Source organism: Enterovibrio calviensis DSM 14347 (assembly GCF_000621165.1).
In the GTDB taxonomy this organism is placed as follows: domain Bacteria; phylum Pseudomonadota; class Gammaproteobacteria; order Enterobacterales; family Vibrionaceae; genus Enterovibrio; species Enterovibrio calviensis.
In genome coordinates this window covers 19044-38221 of record NZ_KK211218.1, presented here as the reverse complement: position 1 = coordinate 38221, position 19178 = coordinate 19044, and the positions used below count along the sequence as shown (strand labels likewise).

The window sequence follows — 19178 nt, the reverse complement described above, 5'->3', positions numbered from 1 at the left end:
ATGAATCACCCGTCTCGTCATTAATGCTTCAAATTACTGAAACATAGTTGTCATAAAACTCTCCTAAAGTTGCTTTCGTTGACTCATACAGCGCCTTACAAAAAGGCAACTCAAAGGAAAGCGACAATGAAATCAAAAGTATTTTCTGCATTGTGCGTAGCAGGCGCATTGATGGCCACCACCGCTTCAGCACAACAATCAATCACCGTTTCTGGTTCAACTTCTGTGACAGAAGTGATGGAAGTACTTGCTGAGACTTACCACAAGCAACACAGCAGCACATTTATCGAAGTGCAAGGCACGGGTTCTTCTGCAGGTGTTAAAGCAGCTAAGAACGGAACCTCCATGTTTGGTATGGCTTCTCGCGAATTGAAAGAATCAGAGAAAGAAGCATCTATCACCGAAACCGTAATCGCACGTGACGGCATCGCCGTCGTCGTCAACAACGCCAACCCACTTGCTGACCTTACTGTCGAACAAATCGCTAAAATTTATCGCGGCGACGTTAAGAACTGGTCAGAAGTCGGTGGTGAGAACAAACCTATCGTTGTTGTTACCCGCGATACTGCTTCAGGCACACGTGGAGCGTTTGAAGACATCATGAGTCTTAAGCGCAAAATCAACGGTATGTCAGTATCTGCTATCTCCCAACGCGCTCAGGTCGGTAACGGCAATGGCGTAGTGAAAACCATCGTTGCCAACAACCCATTTGCTATCGGCTACATCTCTCTTGGCTCTATCGATACTTCTCTAAAAGCAGTGAAAGTGAACGGTGTAGCACCAACATCAGAAGCAGTGTCTGCGGGTACATACCAAGTAGCACGTCCGTTCTTGGTGCTCAATAAAGTGGGTGAACCATCACCTGAAGCAGAAAACTTCCTAGCGTGGATCATGTCTGCAGACGGCCAGAAAATCGTGTCTAAGCAAGGCTACGTACCCGTTAACTAATCAAATTCTACTACTAACCACATTGGCCCAACGTGCTTCTTGTTGGGCCACGTTAACAAACTTCCTCAATGCCAGTATTGGCATCACGGAGTGACCATGACCACCATACACCAACACGTTATCGAAACCCTTCCGACAAGCAAGCTCGGTCGAGGCAAAAACCGCGACTGGCGTGAAGAGTTTTTCCGCGCCCTGTTTTTCACCGCTGCCGCGCTTGGCGTGTTGTCTCTCGCCACGATTGGCTTTTTCATCTTTCGTGAAGGGATCCCTGCCATTCAACAGGCTGGCCTCGTCAACATAGTGACAGGTTCAGAATGGTTGCCACCCGCGCTTTACGGTATCGCCCCGATGATCGTGGCGTCGTTAGCATCAACGGCTGGCGCAGTGGCCATCGGTGTTCCTGTGGCAGTGTTAACAGCGATTTTTATTGCAGAAGTCGCGCCAAAATGGCTTGCCAACATTATTCGTCCAGCGGTCGAGTTGCTTGCCGGAATTCCTTCGGTGGTTTACGGCTTCTTTGGCCTAGTGATCATCGTCCCTATGATTCAAGACATTTTCAACGTGCCGGCGGGCAACACGCTTCTTGCTGGCATTATCGTACTTGCTGTCATGATTCTACCGACTGTTATTGCTGTCTCTGAAACCTCGTTGCGCGCCGTACCCAAAGCCTATAAAGAAGGCTCTCTTGCACTTGGCGCATCGCCAATGTTCACAACGTTCAAGCTTCTCATTCCAGCGGCGCGTTCTGGCATCATGACGGGGGTTATCTTGGGTATCGCTCGCGCTCTCGGCGAAACCATGGCCATCATCATGGTGATGGGCAATGCACCTGCAATGCCTGAAGGTATTCTTGAATCAGCACGTACGCTAACCGCAAACATTGCGCTGGAAATGTCCTACGCGTCTGGCATTCACGCCAATGCCCTTTACGCAACCGGCATCGTTCTCTTGGTATTCATCATGATTTTGAATGCTGCCCTGCTTTATCTAAACCAAGAAAAGGCGAAGTAATCTCATGATGACACGTCAACTTAAAGACAAAATTTCGCTAGTCACCGTTTGGCTAGCCGCAGGTATGACCGTCGGATTTCTGTTCTGGATTATCTGGTACATCTTGAGCAACGGTCTGCAATACGTGAACTGGTCATTTATTACTAGCGACTACAGCCGCATTGGCGAAGAGTCCGGTATCTGGCCGATGATTGTATCAACCATCTACATGGTGATTGCATCCATATCCATCGCAGCACCGATTGGCATCATGACCGCCATTTACCTCACCGAATACGCCAAAGTTGGCAGTAAGTGGGTCAAAGTTCTGCGCTTTTGCACAGAATCACTCGCGGGCATTCCATCAATTATTTTTGGCTTATTCGGTATGACGTTTTTCGTCGCCGTATTAGGGCTTGGCTTCTCGATTCTATCGGGTGCATTAACGTTAAGTATCTTGATTCTACCAGTCATTATTCGCACCACCGAAGAAGCGCTAATGGCCGTACCCAACACCTATCGTGAAGGCTCTTATGGCTTAGGGGCGTCGAAAATCTTCACCATTTGGAAACTGATACTACCGAGCGCGATGCCAGGCATCGTGACATCAATCATTTTAAGTGTAGGCCGCGTTATCGGCGAGTCTGCCCCCGTTTTTCTTACTGCAGGTATGGTCGCCCGAATCCCAGAAAGCGTGTTGGATTCAGGCCGAACCCTCACCGTACATTTGTATAAATTGACTCAGGAGCTCTACACAGTGCACGAGTGGCACCAAGCTTACGCCACTGCAACAGTACTGATTGTTGTCGTACTGCTTATTAACATGATGACCAAAATCATCGCTAGCAAATTCAGCAAAGCCACTTACTGAGTCCGGAAGAATAATCATGAATAAATTCAACATTGAAAACCTAAACCTGTTCTACGGTAACGGTGCAAACCATGCACTTAAAAACATCAACCTACCGATTCCGAACAAAAAAGTGACTGCACTGATTGGCCCATCTGGCTGCGGAAAGTCCACCCTATTGCGCTGTCTGAACCGTATGAATGACCTCATTGAAGGGGTAAAAATTGACGGTCGCTTGGATATGGACAGCGAGGACGTTTACGGCAACATCGATATTGCCAACCTGCGCATCAAAGTCGGCATGGTGTTTCAAAAAGCTAACCCATTCCCAATGAGCATCTATGACAACGTGGCTTACGGCCTTCGCGCTCAAGGCGTCAAAAGTAAAAAGACGCTCGATGAAGTGGTCGAAAAAAGTTTACGAAGTGCAGCCCTGTGGGATGAAGTGAAAGACAGATTGAAATCTCACGCGTTTGGATTGTCTGGCGGTCAACAACAGCGCCTTTGTATTGCTCGCACCATTGCCATGGAACCCGAAGTCATTTTGATGGATGAACCCACGTCGGCACTTGACCCTATTGCGACCAAGAAGATTGAAGATTTGATGGAAGAGCTTAAAAAGAACTACACCATCGTTATCGTCACTCACTCGATGCAGCAAGCACGTCGTATTTCAGATCGCACCGCATTCTTCTTAATGGGTGAACTGGTTGAGCATGATGAAACACATCAGTTATTCGCAAACCCACGCGATGACCGTACACGTGGTTACGTGAATGGTGATTTCGGTTAATCGCCCTCGCGACAGCATCATTGCTGCCAACCCGCTCTCATCGGCTTCTAGCTCATAGCTCCAAACTCGTGGCTCTCACTTCGGTGAGAGCTTTTTTCTCGCTGTTCAATCGTTCCGATGTCATAACCACCAGCCACCAAGACCCACATACCCGCCAATTACACTGCCAATTAGTAGCAAAAGTGAACGAATCGCCGTACGTCATTCCGATTTAACAGATTTCTGACTTGAACTGCTCATTAGATACGCAATATACCCGCGCCACCCAGAAATACTGGGGTATAATAAGCACAATGTTTTTCATAACACCGTGTTTGAATAGTGAGGAAACTTTCCCTCATCAGCACTGTCTTTAATACATGCATTCAGTGACATATCTGGAGTAACAAATGAAAAAAATGGCAATTGCGATGCTGGTTGCGCCAGCAATTTTAGCCGGCTGTGCAGCAAGCACTTCAGTACAAAGCGACGCTATGGATGTTTCTGTTGTAAACATGCAGCACCACAACTGGGTTTTGGAAAGTGTTGATGGCCAGCCACTCAACCTGCCAGAGGGCTTTGCTGCACCAAGTCTAGAAATCGGTGAATCATTCACGGCGAACGGCCATGGCGGTTGCAACCGTTACTTCGGTCAAGGTGAACTGAAGGGCGACCAATTCCGCATCGACAAAATGGCAAGCACCATGATGGCATGCCCAGAGCCTGCGATGAATCTTGAAGGCGTGATGACCGATGTGCTAGGTGATTGGAGCGACGTGACACTGACCAAACAAAAACTTGTACTGAAAAATGACGAACATGTACTGTCATTTCAGCTTCGTGACTGGGTAAATTAATTCCCTTTTGTCGTGAATCTCGCTGGGATTTTCAGACCTGCTTTCAGCCTCCTATGGGAGGCTGTTTTTATTGCTCGGTATCATAGTTTCAGAAGCGTCATCATGGGGCTTATACCCAAACAACCTGACGATTCAGAATTTCAGGTTGTTTGGGTATCGGTATAAATCCAATTAGACTGATCCCGCCCGGACACAACCGCTTTACCTAAAGCGATTTCCGCATAAGCAATCACTTTCGAAGCGTCCATGTTGTCGGCATTTAGCACTGTCACCCCGCCAATTGAAACCGTCATCAGCTGAGAGCCTTCTTCTTTATCAAACGGTAATTTCAACTGCTTAATCGACGCTAAGCATGCATCCGCAATTGGGGCACCATCTTTGGTGTTTGGCAGGAGTATGGCAAACGTTTCGCCTCCGTAACGGGCAAGCAGATCTCCAGGACGCTTTAATGTGTCTACCAAAGACTGCCCAATCAAACGGATGGCCTTGTCACCCGCAACGCGACCATGCTTCGCATTGTAATGTGACATATTATCAATTTCGATCACGATCATGCTGATCGCGAGCTTGTCACGCTGAGTGCGTTTCACTTCAGCCTCGACACACTCTTCAAAATAATCTCGATTACAAAACCCCGTCAAGCCATCGCTCTTTGAGATTCTTTCCAGTTTTTTGTTGGCTTCGCGCAACTCGCGGGTTTTCGAGTCCACGCGCTTTTGTATCAGCAGTGCGCGGTGCTGAAGCATATAGAGTAGATACGCCAACAAGGTAAAAATCAGAACGCCAATGAAGAATATTAAGTGAGGATATACGCTCATCCGTTCGTTCACATAACTAGATGAAGGGGTGCCTTTTAACAACCACTCTCTTCCTGCAAAATAGATGGGCGCAGAGGTATAACTCAATGTTGCTACAGGCGGCTCAGACAAATCCACCACGTTGCGATATATCACATCACTTCGCGTTTGTAGCCCTACATCCAACAGTTCTAAGTTGATAGACTCTTTCACGGTATTGTTAATGGCTAAATCAAAAATATCACCAACCGCAAATAGCCCTAACAGAAAACCTCTCAACGTCGATTGGCGATCAGCTGCCGTCTCAGGCTCACCAAAATACACGGGCAGTAACATGAGAAAGCCGCTGTTGTCTTCAAACTCTCTTTTCAAACGCATGGCGGGTGTCGCAATAGGAACACCGCGATACCAGCTCATTTCTAAGGCGTCTTTCATTGAGGCTCGGGACGCTAAATCAAAACCCAACATGTTCTGGTTTTCAGCGTAAGGCGTCACATATCGAACAGGAAAATACCGATCCCGCAGTCCTGCTTTCGCCAGATCTCCGGTTTCATTAAGTTCGACGATTTCAAACAATGAAAACTCTAACGCCGCCTCGGCTTCATAAAGCGAGCGTTCATCGTTGGTGACAAATTCTGCCCATTCCATTGCGCGTATATTGGGGTGTCGATCCATCACGTTGTTCGCCAACGCAGTAAAAGAATCTTCGTTGATTTCGTGACTAAGAGAGAGTTGACTGCGGAGTGCGTAGATAAGCTCGATGCTAATATTTAGCTCTCGGCCTAAAGAAAGCGCAGCATTTTCAACATCTTTTTGAATTTCATGCTTAACGGATTGCTTCTCGGATTGATACAAAGACACGGCTGCGAGGAACGAAAAAAACAGCCCAACGAGGACCGTTACAATCGTTGAATACAAAACCTTCTTTGCCATCCTCTTTATACCCTCCGCTATATGTTAACTAATTGTTAGTCATATTTCCGGATCGCGCCACCGTTGGTCAAACTAAGCGCTTGTATTCTTTAGTGTGGACATGAAAATAAATTCGCCCTGACGGCAAAAACCATCAGGGCAAGGAGCGATCTTTAAGATTGTTCGTCGCTGTAAACGTAAAGAACAATGATCGCGAGTCTACGTACTCGACTTATAGGTTCTCTGCTTTGACATTATCTCTCAATACGTTTGCAGCGTTGACCAAACTCGACAGCGCAGCTTCAACTTCGTCCCAGTTGCGTGTCTTCAAACCACAGTCTGGATTCACCCATAGACGTGAATCTGGAATGGTTTTACGCGCTTTCTCCAGTAAGGCAACAATACTGTCTACCTCAGGAATGTTTGGCGAGTGAATGTCATAGACACCCGGGCCAATTTCATTCGGATACGCAAAGTCTTCAAACGCTTGAAGCAATTCCATGTCTGAACGAGAAGTTTCGATGGTGATCACGTCTGCGTCTAGCGCGGCAACCGAATCAATGATGTCGTTAAATTCGCTGTAACACATGTGGGTGTGGATTTGCGTTTCAGGTTTGGCGCTGGCTGCTGAAATCTTAAATGCGTTCACCGCCCAATCCAGATAGATTTTCCAATCACCCGCTTTCAAAGGCATGCCTTCACGAATTGCAGGTTCGTCAATTTGAATGATGTTAATGCCCGCTTCTTGTAAGTCTGCCACCTCATCACGAAGTGCCAACGCAATTTGCTCTGCAATAACTTGGCGAGACAGATCTTCGCGAGGGAAAGTCCAACCCAAAATCGTCACAGGACCAGTCAACATACCTTTAACGGGCTTATCAGACAGACTTTGTGCATAGGCCGTCCAATCCACCGTGATAGGCGCAGGTCGAGAAATGTCACCCACAATGACCGCAGGTTTCACACAGCGCGAGCCATAGCTCTGTACCCACCCAAATCGCGTGGCGGCAAAACCATCAAGGTTCTCAGCGAAATATTCCACCATGTCATTACGCTCTGGTTCGCCATGTACCAGCACATCAAGGCCGAGTCTCTCTTGACGTTCAATGGCGTCTTTGATGTGTCCCTGCATCGCTACGGTGTAATCATTCGCAGTCAAAACACCAGATTTAACATCACGGCGCTGTTGACGAATTTCTGCCGTTTGTGGGAATGAACCAATGGTAGTGGTTGGGAAGAGCGGCAACGACAGCGCGGCTTTTTGCGCCTTTGCGCGCGCTTCATAAGGTAACTCTCGCTCACCCAAAGCCGCCGTAATACCATTCACTTTCGCTTGTACTTCGGGTTTGTTTACTCGCTCACTGAATGCACGTGCTTCAATGGCTTCGCTATAAACTTCACAAGCCGTAATGGCAGATTCGTTTCCATCAAGGGCTTTTGCGAGTAAGGCGACTTCGTCCAGTTTTTGCTTCGCAAAGGCCAACCAAGAATGTACTTCTTCATCAAGGCGAGTTTCTAAATTCAAGTCGATAGGCGAATGCAAAAGCGAACAACTGCTGGAAACCCAAAGGCGATCACCCAGCTTATCTGCAACAGGTTTCAGCGCTTGCAGCCATTTGTTCAAATTGGCTTTCCATACATTGCGTCCGTTCACCACACCCAGCGAAACCACCCAATTGGCAGGTACTGCGTCAATCACCGCATCCAACTGCTGTGGTGCAACACTCAAATCAACATGAAGACCATCAACTTTCAGCGCGCCGATCACATCAAGCTGCTGCTCGACAGATTCAAAATACGTCGTAAGAAGCAGCTTTACGTCGCCGCTAATCACTTGGTAGGCCAGCTTGTAGGCTTTCCTCCATTCTTCCGGCAAGTCCAGCGCCAGAATAGGTTCGTCGATTTGTACCCACTCAACACCTTGTGATTTTAGCTTGGTGAAAATTTGCTGATACACAGACAGTAAACGTGGAAGTAAATCTAAGCGGTTGAAGCCAGATTCTTTTTCTTTACCGAGGAACAAGTAAGAAACAGGTCCCAAAACCACAGGCTTCACTTTGTAACCCAACTTCTGTGCTTCAGACACCTCCTCAAATAACTGATTCCAGCTTAAAGAAAAATCATCGTCTTTAGTGAATTCAGGCACGATGTAGTGATAGTTTGTGTTGAACCATTTTGTCATGTCTGATGCTGCGCAGCTGCAACCTGTCGGTGCTTTACCACGAGCAATTCGGAATAAGGTGTCCAAGTCCGGATGACCGTTGCGATGACGCTCAGGAATATGACCCAAGGTCAGGCTGGTTTGAAGCACATGGTCATACCAAGCAAAGTCGCCGACCGTCACATAGGAAAGGCCAGCATCTGCTTGTGATTGCCAGTTGTTGTGGCGAATGGTCGCTGCAACATCACGCAGTGCTTGTTGGTCACTGTTTCCTTGCCAGTAGCTTTCCAATGCAAATTTTAATTCACGTTTGTTGCCGATGCGCGGGTACCCAAGAATATGTGTAGTGGACATGATCTTCTCCTTTTTAGCCGTCCAGATGTTTACATGTCCACCTTGATTCATTAGAGTGCATAAAACAAACTCAAATTACTCAAACGGATGTTGAGAATAATTCATGTTAGAAGTTAAGCACTTGCGAACGCTCTCCGTACTACGAGATACAGGCTCACTCACTGCGACAGCCACACAGCTTTGTCTGACACAGTCTGCGTTGTCCCATCAGCTCAAGGATCTTGAGCAACGTATTGGTGCTCCGTTGTTCCTTCGAAAAACGCGTCCGGTGCGTTTTACCGCAGAAGGCCAAGTATTGCTGACGCTGGCGGATGACATGCTCCCTCGCCTTGCTAGAGCCGAAACAGAGCTGGCTGCGCTGAAGGAAGACGCACAAGGTCGCTTACATATGGCGATCGAATGTCACTCCTGTTTTCAATGGTTAATGCCAGCATTGAAGGAATACAGAATGAGTTGGCCATTGGTGACGTTAGACTTCTCTTCAGGATTTGGATTTGAACCCTTACCCGCGTTGGCGAGTGGAGAATTGGATCTGGTGATTTCATCAGACATTAGCCCTCGCAGCGAAATCCACTATGAGCCGCTGTTTGATTTTGAAATGCGATTGGTCCTTTCAGACACGCATCCTTTAGCGTCGAAAAGTGTTATCGAGCCTGAGGATTTGGCCGCCGAAACTCTGCTTACCTACCCTGTTCAACGTCAGCGAATGGATGTGATCAAACATTTCCTCAATCCGGCAGGCGTCGAACCGGCAAACTTTAAATCAGCAGACAACACACTGATGCTAATCCAGATGGTCACGGCGGGCCTTGGTGTTGCCGCCCTACCAAATTGGGCGATTAGCGAGTTTTCACGCCAAGGATTGGTGGTTGATAGACCGCTAGGGAAAGGGTTGTGGCGGCGACTATATGCAGCGGTCAGGCATCAAGAAAGCGACCGTCCATATCTTCAGGCGTTTTTCGCCACGGCGCGTAACCAGTGTCACACGCATTTGGATGGGATAAAGAAAGTTTAGCCCTAGGATCCGCTGACCCTAGTTATCGGCTTTTGATTATCAGCGACTTGTTATCAGATCTTGGCTATCAGGTTGCTGGATAAAGGCTGCTATTTTTGTCTCAACTGATTCACGACAGGATCGTAATAGCAGCCCATTTCATCCAGTTTGTTCTGGAAAGCATGTTGGTCCAATTCAAATTGCACCAGCAAGTCGTCCAAACTGCTGCATTCCAAACGCAGCTTTTCATTTACGATGCCATACATGATCGCGCCATCAAGATGATCGAGATGATGAATTTCCATAAACGCTTTCCTCTGTCGCCATAAAGCTCATGTCTATTTTAGTTCAGACCAATCAAATGCTACGGCCAACCGGATCAAAAAAGGCACTTCACGTGCCTTTTCTTATGCTTGATACAGCAAACTGCAATCCATTCATCACCACGAATCGTGCAATATTCTCTTCAGTCGAGGGCTTAAACCATCGCCGACATTGCGACGCCAGACGCACTCACGATGGCGATCAGCGCGAAACAGAGTTGGACAATATGTGGTGTTGTTTGGCGCAATAAATGAGACGCCCAAATGACAACACCAAGCAACACCAAACCCAAACTAGAAAGCACGGAAGTGATCAGTGCATTGGCTTCGGACTCAGGCATTGAAGCGCTCGTTACCGCAATGATCACAGCCATAAACATTGAGGCGACAATACCAACAACAGGCAGAATACGGTGGAAAGCCTGCAAACGAGAACGAGCTCGAACCAGTAAACAATGCGCTGTAATAGCGCCAACCAAAACCACTTGAGAGAGCATCAATAACCCTGCTGCACTGCCCTGCTGCCAAGCCGACACCAATACAGCCAACGCACCAAAACCATTCGCGAGATGCAAAACTGGGATAGGCCCAGACAATCTCGTTTTTCCTGATTTTGAGCGTAATGAGAAAATACCAAGAGCAATAAATGGCAGTACCGCGAATGACGAGAATGGAATCACTAACGCCCATGCCGCAACCACAAACCAAAACGCTTTGTGAAGACGACCACGTTGTCCCGGGCAAATATCCCCTTTGAGTAACACTAACGTCAAAACACACTGAGCCCCCAAGGCCCCAGACATCACCACTGAACTCAACAATTCGTACATTCTTTATTACCCAATAGAAACATGCGACCGATTATACCCAAATTCACTCAAGATGCAGGTTTCCACACATCGTCTAACATTCATTTTTGTCATATGCAAACCGATGATTCATTCACACAACAACGTAGTTAACCTCACAGATATTGATGATTATGTTGCTTTCGCTCGCATTGATATGTAACTGTTTTAATATAGAAATGAATATTGTGAATGCGGTTCAAAAATATATAACGATCTGTCGGACTTTGTAACGACGTACTGATGGGCAATGGCAAATAATTTTAGGCTAAGGAAACATGGAGTTAACCTACCGAAATTATCAACTTTCTCTTCGTGAACTTTGGAGCGCGAAGAGCCATGCGAGCAGTTTCAACACCACGCGATCGACTTACCTACGTAGTCGTATCATCGCGCTGTGTTATGTATGGGCGGCATTAACCCTTGCTTGGATTCCTGTCGATCGCCTTGCGATGGCGCCTGATGATTACTCATTGGCAATCTTACGAGTGGGTCTCGCTGTCGTATTACTCTCTATCGCTCGCGCTGTCAGTGTGCGCAACTGCCTTCATGATTGCCGAATCGCCTTAGTGAGCATGGTGATGAGTTTCAATGTTTTCTACCTTCTGGCGAATCACACATTAGGTTACCCCCATACCGTCAACTCATTTAGTTTCTGCTATACCCTATTGCCGTTTCTACACGTCATCATGTTGACCGTTTTTCCGCTTTCCATCAGAGAATCGTCATCGCTGATTTTAGCTACCGCCCTCACACAGTTGTTTGTCGATTACCATAGCGGCGCATTGTTATCACTTGATACATTTGCCATTTACTGGCTTCAAACAGTTGTCGGGTTGCTGGTCATTTGGGGACAAACCTCAAAATTGCACATGATGCTTCGTCTCTATCGCCATGCGACATTGGATCCGCTAACTGGTGTCTACAATCGTCGAATGCTGCTCACCTTAGCGCAGCGTGATATTGAAAATACACGAACCAGAGCGCGCCCTTATTCTGTTTTGATCATGGATCTCGACAAATTCAAACGCATCAATGACAGATATGGTCACTTTGCTGGTGATCTGGTGTTACAAGCCTTTACCAAGTCAGTGCAAGAAACACTGCGGAAATCTGATATCTTTGGGCGTTTTGGTGGCGAAGAATTTATCCTGTTCTTACCTCAGTGTACTGCGGAAAATGCGCAACTTGTGGCTGACCGGATAATGTGTCGAATCAGAAACTTAAATATTGAAGTACAAGGTATTTCTAAGCCTATTCACGTTACAACATCGGTTGGTATTAGTACGAGTGTTTCAGCACAAGATACGATGAACCAATTGCTTGAAATGGCGGACCTTGCTTTGTACCACGCAAAGAACAATGGCAGAGATTGCAGCCAAACCTTTGATAATTGTGGTGAACATGTGCAAGAGAAATACAAGCGCCCTTGGCTTGAAGCAACAAACTAAGCCCTAACGCGACATCACGTACAAACGTTATGGGCGACGGCTTTCTTCTCTAGCGAACCCAAAAACTGCACCAAAACGAGGTTCACTGCAGCCAGCGACACTGCTCCCAGTGTCACTGCGCCCCATCCTCCGTATTCCCAACAGCCAATCAGATAGAACCCTCCTAGACTGCCGCCGACATAATAGTGAACCAGATACAAGGCTGTGGCCGTTGCTTTGCCGTTCACAGCGCGACGACTCACCCAGCCATACGCCAATGAATGGGTGAAGAATGCGCCACCGCTGACAACCAGCAGCCCGATAATCACAGTCATTTGGGTTTCAATGCTGGCAAGTAATACACCTATCAAGGTAATAACAGTGCCGAACGTCATGCCCGAGATAGGAGAATATCGATTGGCCCAACGACCACTCAGGCGTGAGGTCAAAGTGCCAGCGAGGTAACAAATGAAAATCGCAGACGCGATGCCCACAGGCAGGTTAAAAGGCGCTTCCAGCAATCTGAAAGTGGTCACTGAATAGATATTAATGAACAACGCAAAGTTCACGCCCCCAATGATCATGGCGACCCAAATTATCGGCGTGCGAATATGCCGACCAATCAATTTGGTTTGAGTAAGAAAAGAGGTCGGGGACGGAACAAAGCGGCGCTGTGGCGGAAGTAGCCAGAACACCAAGCTAATACCTATCGCTGTGGCGGCGGCCATAGCCATAACGGCACCATGCCAACCGAATAGGTCAGAAAACAGGCCGCCAAACAATCGGCCAAAAATCCCGCCCAAAGAATTAGCACTAATATAGCCACCCACCGCAACGACGAGCGCAGTGGGACTAAATTCGTCGGCCATATATGCCACTGCAACGGCGGCATAACCTGCAAGCGCGATACCCATTAAGCCTCTTAACGCCACCAGCCCCCAAAATGCGTCGACGTACCATGACGCAAAACCCACGATAGGGAGTAAGAGCAAGCTCGTAAACATGACAGGACGTCGACCGACTTTTTCTGACAACAAAGCCCAAGGCAATAAACTCAATGACAGCCCAAGAGTCGAAGACGCCAACAACCAATTGGCTTTGGTCGCTGTCACATCAAAACTCTCGGCGAAAACGGGGAGCATGGGTTGAAACAGATATAAGTTGCAGAACACCAGAAATGAACCAAATGAAAGGGCAAAAGCGGCTTTGCGATAAGCGGGAGTCTGTAATTCAATCATTCTCTACATTACTGATTTCACAACATACAATGAAATTAGCAACCTACTGATGATATATAAAGTATATTAAATATATAGAAGTAAGATCGTTTGTTTATAGTTATACCCAAATAACCTCCCCCCTAAAGGCTACTGCACATGGATGTTCGCCAACTTCGATATTTCGCGTGTGTCGCGGAACAAAGGAGCTTCACTCGCGCAGCAAGAAAGCTGCACATCGCGCAGCCTGCATTGAGCATTGCGATCAAAAAGCTCGAAAGTAGCATTGGACTGAATCTCTTTGACCGCAACGAACGCCAAGTTCACCTAACTCATGAAGGTAAGCTTTTGCTGCCCCACGCCCATCGAATCTTACAGATGATGGAAGATGCCAATACAGAAATGGCGGAGCTACGTGGGTTACAAAAAGGCGAGGTGCGAGTCGGTGTGCCGGGTATGCTTGGTTCCTATTTTTTTCCGTCTATTCTGATGGGTTTTAAATCCAAATACCCTGATCTCAAGCTGAGTGTGGTCGAAGCAGGGACGCAATCGATACGACAAATGCTGCTCGACGGGGAGCTAGATATCGGTGTGATACACAGCCAAAATGTACCCGCCGCGTTAGACACCTCCCATCTAATTACTTCGCAAATGGTGGCGGTGACCAGCACCGATCACCCATTGGCAGCAAAGCGTTCTATCAGCTTTCGTTCATTTTTTGACGAAGAATTGGTGATGTTTAAAAAAGGCTACTTCCATCGCGAGTTCATTGACCAAATATGCACGAGTCATAAAATTACACCCAACCTGTCGTTTGAAACCAACCTGCTTGCCATGATCCTCAATATTGTTCGTCATGGTTTTGCCATCACGGCTTTGCTGGAACTGGTCACCGAACACGAACCCGGTCTCGTTGCTATTCCATTTGAAGAGCCCGTTACCTTGGACATTTCCATGGCATGGCGAAAACATGGCTACTTGTCATTGGCTGACCGCGCATTCATCGACTTCGTACAACAAAACAAATAACAGGACCAACGCTGTGCATGCATTTTCTTTAGGATCGCCCAACGCTTCAATCCATGTCTATGTTGAAAAATCACCGCCACTAGACATGATATGGGGCGATATGCCGAATGCAGGAAGCAATACTCCCCTTTCAGTAGGTGAGATAAAAGCCGTTGGAGAAGTTGGCGGAAATGGCTGGCGCAAGGTGTTCAACGTGTATGCAAAACTGCTTTGCGCTCTGCCCGAACACTCACGCCTAAAACCCAAAGGTTTCCAGACGTGGCAGGTATTTAGAGACAAAGCGCTTCTGCAAGCCGACTCGAACACACGCTTATACTTTGGGGCACAGGATCTTAAAACGCAGATCCAAAGTTCAGCACCTCACACGAATGGTATTCACATTATTGCGGGAAGAACTCATGCTGCTCAACTAAACATCTCGCACGAATGCGTATGGCTTGATCAAGAGTTCGCCAAACACCCCTCCTTGCCGATTCTCATCTGTCCCTATTTCGACTATCGCCAACTTTCAAATGCAAAAATTGATGTGTTGGCCGGATTAATAGTCAGCCTAGAATCAAGCTGCACAGTAACCCCATAAATTTACTCAACAATGGTGATCGTTTTTGTTCAAGCGTTCCGTAATGATGTGTGCCTAAGCAAACAGCAGATGCTCGGTTTCAGTTTGCTTGGGCAGATCATGACATTAAACATGATTACCTTGGCTCTATGACTATTTTTCTTGCCATCGAGTTTGATAAGATGATTCTAATACTCAATGTATTGCTCATCACAAAAACACATAACAGGCGTTCGCCAAAGCAAAGGATATTGCTCCCATGAAAATGAAACATCATGTTCTAACAGGCTTAGCGTTGCTGCCTATGTTTGCTCACGCTGGTCTAGCAGATCGCGGCGGTCTCAGTGGAGAGATTTCGCTGATTGGGGGTGTCGTTTCCACCGACTCAAACCTTTCCACCAGCAGTGACCCCATCAAAAACTCTCCTCTAAATAGCAGTGGTAACAGCGAAACAGATAGCATTTTTGGCCCCCTAGGCAGTGTGGCGTTCACATGGGGCGAAGGGCTAAACCATCAGATTTTCGCAGGTACGACGCGAGAGGATATCGCCGTAGGTACCATTGCGCTGGAGATCGGCTACAAACACGAATTAGCATCAGGCACGCAAATTACTGCCGCCTATCTTCCTACTGTTGTTTCTGAAGAAGTGTGGGCGAATCCTTACCTCACCGATTCGGCCCGCAGTGAAACAGACAAGTCTGGCAATGCGTATCGCCTGCAAGTCAATCGAATCGGCGGTTCACCCCTGTCGCTGGACTTCGCGTATGCGCAAACTGAAATCGACAATGAGCAAAGCGGCGCGAACAGTTTTTCACTCTCTGAGCAAAACCAGCTTGCTCGTGATGGCGATACCTTTTACACCAAAGCCAGTTATCGTCAGTTTCTAGGTCGCGGCCTTGGTATAGCGCCTGCCGTGGTTTACCTCAATCACGATGCCGATGGCGACGCAATGTCATACCAATCCATTGGTGGAGAACTGTCTTACTTCAGCTTTGCGGGTCGCAACAAGATCGTCCTAACGGCTAAATATCACGTCCGTGATTACGATGCGATGAATCCTGTATTCAACACCACACGAGAAGATAAAGACTACGGTGCGTTCCTTGCCTATGAATACGGCGAGATTTTTGGAATGGAATCTTTGTCTTTCATTTCGCTGGCAGGCTACAACAACACCGACTCAAATATTGATTTCTACAACACAAGCCAGTACCTATTTTCGCTGGGTGTAAGCTACAAATTCTGACACTAATTGGCTGCATTCTCAGGGAGTGCAGCCTATTCCTACCAAAAACCTTGCAAAATTGCGGGTTTAAAGCTTCTGGCTCTCCTCTCTACAAGCCGCTATAATTGCCGCCTTGCGAAAAAGAGGTTAAGAAATGCGCAATTCCGTCACTCCCATCTTCGAATACCCTAAATATTGGGCTGAGTGTTATGACACTTCTCCTTTCCTACCAACAAGTAGGGAAGAAATGGATCAGCTCGGTTGGGACAGCTGTGACATTATTATTGTTACAGGCGATGCCTATGTCGATCACCCTAGCTTTGGTATGGCCGTTATTGGTCGTACATTAGAAGCTCAAGGTTTCCGCGTTGGGATCATTGCGCAGCCAGACTGGCAGGACAAAAAAGCGTTTATGGCGCTGGGTCAGCCAAACCTCTTCTTCGGTATTACTGCGGGTAACATGGACTCCATGATCAACCGCTATACCGCAGACAAAAAAATTCGTCATGACGATGCTTACACGCCTGATAACAAAGGTGGAATGCGTCCTGACCGTGCAGTGTTGATTTATACTCAACGCTGTAAAGAAGCTTATAAAGAAACACCGATTGTGCTGGGTGGTATTGAAGCCAGCCTTCGCCGCTTGTCGCACTATGACTATTGGTCAGACAAAGTACGTCGCTCTGTGCTGTGCGACGCGAAAGCCGACATTCTTCTGTTTGGTAATGCTGAACGTGCTTTGGTTGAAGTTGCCCATCGCTTTTCTAAAGGCGAAAGTGTTGCAACCATGAACCGCATTGCTGGCACAGCCGTGATGTTGAAAAATGCGCCAGAGGACATGACCGAAGTTGATAGCTCTCGCATCGACAAACCGGGTAAATCCATGGTCATGCCTAATCCGTATGCCACGGAAACGGCTTGTGAGACCGAAGGCAAAAAAGACAACGAAGCGAAACCTATCATGGTTCGCCCACCACGTCATGATGCTGAAAATAGCTATGTTCGCTTGCCTTCTTTCGAGAAACTGGTCAACGACAAAGTGTTATATGCACACGCAAGCCGCGTGATGCACTTGGAAGCCAACCCTTACTCTGCTCGCGCACTTGTACAAAAACATGGCGAACGCGAGCTTTGGGTGAACACCCCACCCATTCCTCTGACAACAGAAGAAATGGATTACGTGTTTGGTCTGCCATTCGCACGAGTGCCTCACCCGAAATACGGCGATGCAAAAATCCCTGCGTATGAAATGATCAAGACCTCGGTCAACATCATGCGTGGCTGTTTTGGTGGTTGTTCATTCTGTTCGATTACCGAACACGAAGGACGCATCATTCAAAACCGTTCTAAGGAATCAATCCTGAACGAGATTGAAGACATTCGTGAAAAGGTACCTGGATTCACTGGCGTGATTTCAGATCTCGGCGGCCCAACGGCAAACATGTATCGCCTTGGTTGTTCAGACCCACGTGCTGAGAAGAACTGTCGTCGCCCATCTTGTGTGTTCCCGAAAATCTGTGAAAAGCTAAACACAGACCATAAGCACACGGTCGACCTATACCGTTCAGCTCGCGAATTGCCGGGCGTGAAGAAAGTCGTTATCGCATCCGGTGTTCGCTATGACCTTGCGATTGAATCGCCTGAATATGTCAAAGAATTGGTGACTCACCATGTTGGCGGCTATCTGAAGATTGCACCAGAGCATACCGAGAAAGGTACGCTGGATCTGATGATGAAACCGGGCATGGGCACGTATGACCGATTCAAAGAGCTCTTCGAAAAATATTCGAAGGAAGCTGGCAAGAAACAGTATTTGATCCCTTACTTCATTGCAGCCCACCCAGGCTGTACTGACGATGACATGTTGAACTTGGCGTTGTGGCTTAAAGAGAACGACTTCCAATGTGATCAGGTACAGAACTTCTACCCATCGCCAATGTGTAACGCCACGTCGATGTACCACTCTGAGACGAACCCACTGAAACGCGTGAAGTACAAGAAGCGTGAAGAACTGTTTGTCGCTAAAGGGGAATTACAACGTCGCTTACACAAAGCGCTATTACGCTATCACGATCCGGCCAACTGGCCGATGATTCGTGAAGCCTTGATCAGCATGGGTAAGCGTCACCTGATTGGTGACCGCGCAGATTGCTTGATCCCGCGTGAAGGTAGCGATGCGGAAATGGCAGCTTTGATGCGTCGTAATTCAAACCGCTCAGGCAAGAAAAGTTTTGCCACTAAGCACCCTAATCAACCTGACATCCGTAAACCTCAGGGCCAAGGGAGAGGGGCAAAAGGGCAATCGGCTGCAAATGGTCAGAAACGACCTGCAACTGGCAAGCCAAAACCTTTAGGCGCTAGCGGTTCTAAACCTGCTTCGAAACCAGGTTCAAGATCGCAAGGTGCTAAGCCACTAGGTACGAAGCCAACAGGTGGTAAGCCTAATACGTCTAGGCCATCAGGTTCTAAGCCTGGAGCGAATAAGAATCGCCCGTCAGGAAATCGAAATCGCCCAGCGGCTCGATAACTGAATCCAAAACCAAAAAAGCGAACCATTAGGTTCGCTTTTTAGTTCGTCATATACATTTTCTATCGCATCAATTCAGAAATCACCAGTCCCAAGGACGCAAGCGCCGCGAGCACACACAGGCCAATCAATACTTTCTTCTGTGCGTTTTCATCAAGAAATTTGGCAGCCAATAAACCGACAATGATCAGTCCAACAATCACCGCAATTTTAATCATTTTATAGCCTCGTTAGCCAACTCTATGATTTTTCAACGTTAACACATATACGTCTGGACAGCGATGAATGGATCAAGCGGCTACCTCTCTCCGATAGCCACACTCAGTTGTGACACATAAAGCCTGTGGTAAGTCATTACTACCATTTGTTGGCGCGCCCATACGAA

At 47.4% G+C, this 19178-nt stretch carries 17 protein-coding genes; 11 read left to right on the top strand and 6 right to left on the bottom strand.

Going from position 1 to position 19178, the window contains the following annotated elements; all coding sequences use genetic code 11:
* Nucleotides 1-126: 126 nt before the first annotated feature.
* From Q365_RS0121400 to Q365_RS0121380, 5 genes are all read left to right on the top strand, one after another.
* Nucleotides 127-948 (top strand): phosphate ABC transporter substrate-binding protein, encoded by an 822-nt coding sequence (locus tag Q365_RS0121400; RefSeq protein WP_028025275.1) that lies wholly within the window; start codon nt 127-129, stop codon nt 946-948.
* A 96-nt stretch (nt 949-1044) separates the two neighbouring features.
* On the top strand, nt 1045-1959 hold the full coding sequence (gene pstC / locus Q365_RS0121395) for a phosphate ABC transporter permease subunit PstC (RefSeq protein WP_028025274.1): 915 nt from the start codon (nt 1045-1047) through the stop codon (nt 1957-1959).
* A gap of 4 nt (nt 1960-1963) precedes the next feature.
* Entirely contained in the window at nt 1964-2809 is an 846-nt protein-coding gene (gene pstA, locus Q365_RS0121390; protein WP_028025273.1) for a phosphate ABC transporter permease PstA, read from the top strand.
* A 16-nt stretch (nt 2810-2825) separates the two neighbouring features.
* The gene (pstB, locus tag Q365_RS0121385) at nt 2826-3581 is read left to right on the top strand and encodes a phosphate ABC transporter ATP-binding protein PstB (RefSeq protein WP_028025272.1); all 756 of its coding nucleotides are present in this window, start codon (nt 2826-2828) and stop codon (nt 3579-3581) included.
* A gap of 389 nt (nt 3582-3970) precedes the next feature.
* Nucleotides 3971-4417, top strand: coding sequence for an META domain-containing protein (locus Q365_RS0121380; protein ID WP_028025271.1), 447 nt, complete (start codon nt 3971-3973; stop codon nt 4415-4417).
* Between the two features lie 140 nt (nt 4418-4557).
* On the opposite strand, the gene Q365_RS0121375 is transcribed toward Q365_RS0121380, so the two are convergent.
* Together Q365_RS0121375 and metE are read right to left on the bottom strand one after the other, a co-directional pair.
* Entirely contained in the window at nt 4558-6147 is a 1590-nt protein-coding gene (locus tag Q365_RS0121375; protein WP_028025270.1) for a CHASE domain-containing protein, read from the bottom strand.
* Nucleotides 6148-6358: 211 nt separating this feature from the next.
* Nucleotides 6359-8641, bottom strand: a complete 2283-nt coding sequence (gene metE, locus Q365_RS0121370) for a 5-methyltetrahydropteroyltriglutamate--homocysteine S-methyltransferase (protein ID WP_035025550.1) — start codon at nt 8639-8641, stop codon at nt 6359-6361.
* Between the two features lie 103 nt (nt 8642-8744).
* Here metE and metR point away from each other — a divergent pair, with 103 nt between their 5' ends.
* Entirely contained in the window at nt 8745-9656 is a 912-nt protein-coding gene (gene metR, locus Q365_RS25950; RefSeq protein ID WP_051563849.1) for an HTH-type transcriptional regulator MetR, read from the top strand.
* A gap of 89 nt (nt 9657-9745) precedes the next feature.
* Here the strand turns inward: metR and Q365_RS0121360 are convergent, their stop codons facing one another.
* Entirely contained in the window at nt 9746-9940 is a 195-nt protein-coding gene (locus Q365_RS0121360) for a DUF4250 domain-containing protein (RefSeq protein WP_028025268.1), read from the bottom strand.
* A 173-nt stretch (nt 9941-10113) separates the two neighbouring features.
* Nucleotides 10114-10788: a hypothetical protein gene (locus Q365_RS0121355; RefSeq protein ID WP_028025267.1), complete on the bottom strand. Its 675-nt coding sequence runs from the start codon at nt 10786-10788 to the stop codon at nt 10114-10116.
* A gap of 296 nt (nt 10789-11084) precedes the next feature.
* On the opposite strand from Q365_RS0121355, the gene Q365_RS0121350 reads away from it, so the two are divergent.
* Nucleotides 11085-12257: a GGDEF domain-containing protein gene (locus Q365_RS0121350; RefSeq protein WP_028025266.1), complete on the top strand. Its 1173-nt coding sequence runs from the start codon at nt 11085-11087 to the stop codon at nt 12255-12257.
* Nucleotides 12258-12271: 14 nt separating this feature from the next.
* Here Q365_RS0121350 and Q365_RS0121345 read toward each other — a convergent pair whose 3' ends face one another.
* A complete protein-coding gene (locus Q365_RS0121345; protein WP_028025265.1) occupies nt 12272-13474 on the bottom strand; it encodes an MFS transporter in 1203 nt (400 codons plus the stop codon).
* Nucleotides 13475-13612: 138 nt separating this feature from the next.
* On the opposite strand from Q365_RS0121345, the gene Q365_RS0121340 reads away from it, so the two are divergent.
* From Q365_RS0121340 to Q365_RS0121320, 4 genes are all read left to right on the top strand, one after another.
* On the top strand, nt 13613-14482 hold the full coding sequence (locus Q365_RS0121340; protein WP_028025264.1) for a LysR family transcriptional regulator: 870 nt from the start codon (nt 13613-13615) through the stop codon (nt 14480-14482).
* Nucleotides 14483-14495: 13 nt separating this feature from the next.
* Nucleotides 14496-15062, top strand: coding sequence for a DUF6942 family protein (locus Q365_RS0121335; RefSeq protein WP_028025263.1), 567 nt, complete (start codon nt 14496-14498; stop codon nt 15060-15062).
* A gap of 238 nt (nt 15063-15300) precedes the next feature.
* Nucleotides 15301-16287, top strand: coding sequence for a DUF2860 domain-containing protein (locus Q365_RS0121325; protein WP_028025261.1), 987 nt, complete (start codon nt 15301-15303; stop codon nt 16285-16287).
* Between the two features lie 133 nt (nt 16288-16420).
* Entirely contained in the window at nt 16421-18793 is a 2373-nt protein-coding gene (locus tag Q365_RS0121320) for a YgiQ family radical SAM protein (protein ID WP_028025260.1), read from the top strand.
* Between the two features lie 62 nt (nt 18794-18855).
* Here the strand turns inward: Q365_RS0121320 and Q365_RS27025 are convergent, their stop codons facing one another.
* Nucleotides 18856-19011 carry a hypothetical protein gene (locus tag Q365_RS27025; RefSeq protein WP_028025259.1) on the bottom strand — a complete coding sequence of 52 codons (156 nt, stop codon included), beginning with the start codon at nt 19009-19011 and terminating at the stop codon, nt 18856-18858.
* Nucleotides 19012-19178: the final 167 nt, after the last annotated feature.

What these genes read in the sequence shown, in the direction of transcription:
- Q365_RS0121340 (WP_028025264.1), top strand. Translation starts at nt 13,613, where the DNA reads ATGGATGTTCGCCAACTTCGATATTTCGCGTGTGTCGCGGAACAAAGG.
- pstA (WP_028025273.1), top strand. Translation starts at nt 1,964, where the DNA reads ATGATGACACGTCAACTTAAAGACAAAATTTCGCTAGTCACCGTTTGG.
- Q365_RS0121355 (WP_028025267.1), bottom strand. Translation starts at nt 10,788, where the DNA reads ATGTACGAATTGTTGAGTTCAGTGGTGATGTCTGGGGCCTTGGGGGCT.
- Q365_RS0121375 (WP_028025270.1), bottom strand. Translation starts at nt 6,147, where the DNA reads ATGGCAAAGAAGGTTTTGTATTCAACGATTGTAACGGTCCTCGTTGGG.
- Q365_RS0121345 (WP_028025265.1), bottom strand. Translation starts at nt 13,474, where the DNA reads ATGATTGAATTACAGACTCCCGCTTATCGCAAAGCCGCTTTTGCCCTT.
- metE (WP_035025550.1), bottom strand. Translation starts at nt 8,641, where the DNA reads ATGTCCACTACACATATTCTTGGGTACCCGCGCATCGGCAACAAACGT.
- metR (WP_051563849.1), top strand. Translation starts at nt 8,745, where the DNA reads ATGTTAGAAGTTAAGCACTTGCGAACGCTCTCCGTACTACGAGATACA.
- pstB (WP_028025272.1), top strand. Translation starts at nt 2,826, where the DNA reads ATGAATAAATTCAACATTGAAAACCTAAACCTGTTCTACGGTAACGGT.
- Q365_RS27025 (WP_028025259.1), bottom strand. Translation starts at nt 19,011, where the DNA reads ATGATTAAAATTGCGGTGATTGTTGGACTGATCATTGTCGGTTTATTG.
- pstC (WP_028025274.1), top strand. Translation starts at nt 1,045, where the DNA reads ATGACCACCATACACCAACACGTTATCGAAACCCTTCCGACAAGCAAG.
- Q365_RS0121325 (WP_028025261.1), top strand. Translation starts at nt 15,301, where the DNA reads ATGAAAATGAAACATCATGTTCTAACAGGCTTAGCGTTGCTGCCTATG.
- Q365_RS0121360 (WP_028025268.1), bottom strand. Translation starts at nt 9,940, where the DNA reads ATGGAAATTCATCATCTCGATCATCTTGATGGCGCGATCATGTATGGC.
- Q365_RS0121350 (WP_028025266.1), top strand. Translation starts at nt 11,085, where the DNA reads ATGGAGTTAACCTACCGAAATTATCAACTTTCTCTTCGTGAACTTTGG.
- Q365_RS0121400 (WP_028025275.1), top strand. Translation starts at nt 127, where the DNA reads ATGAAATCAAAAGTATTTTCTGCATTGTGCGTAGCAGGCGCATTGATG.
- Q365_RS0121380 (WP_028025271.1), top strand. Translation starts at nt 3,971, where the DNA reads ATGAAAAAAATGGCAATTGCGATGCTGGTTGCGCCAGCAATTTTAGCC.
- Q365_RS0121320 (WP_028025260.1), top strand. Translation starts at nt 16,421, where the DNA reads ATGCGCAATTCCGTCACTCCCATCTTCGAATACCCTAAATATTGGGCT.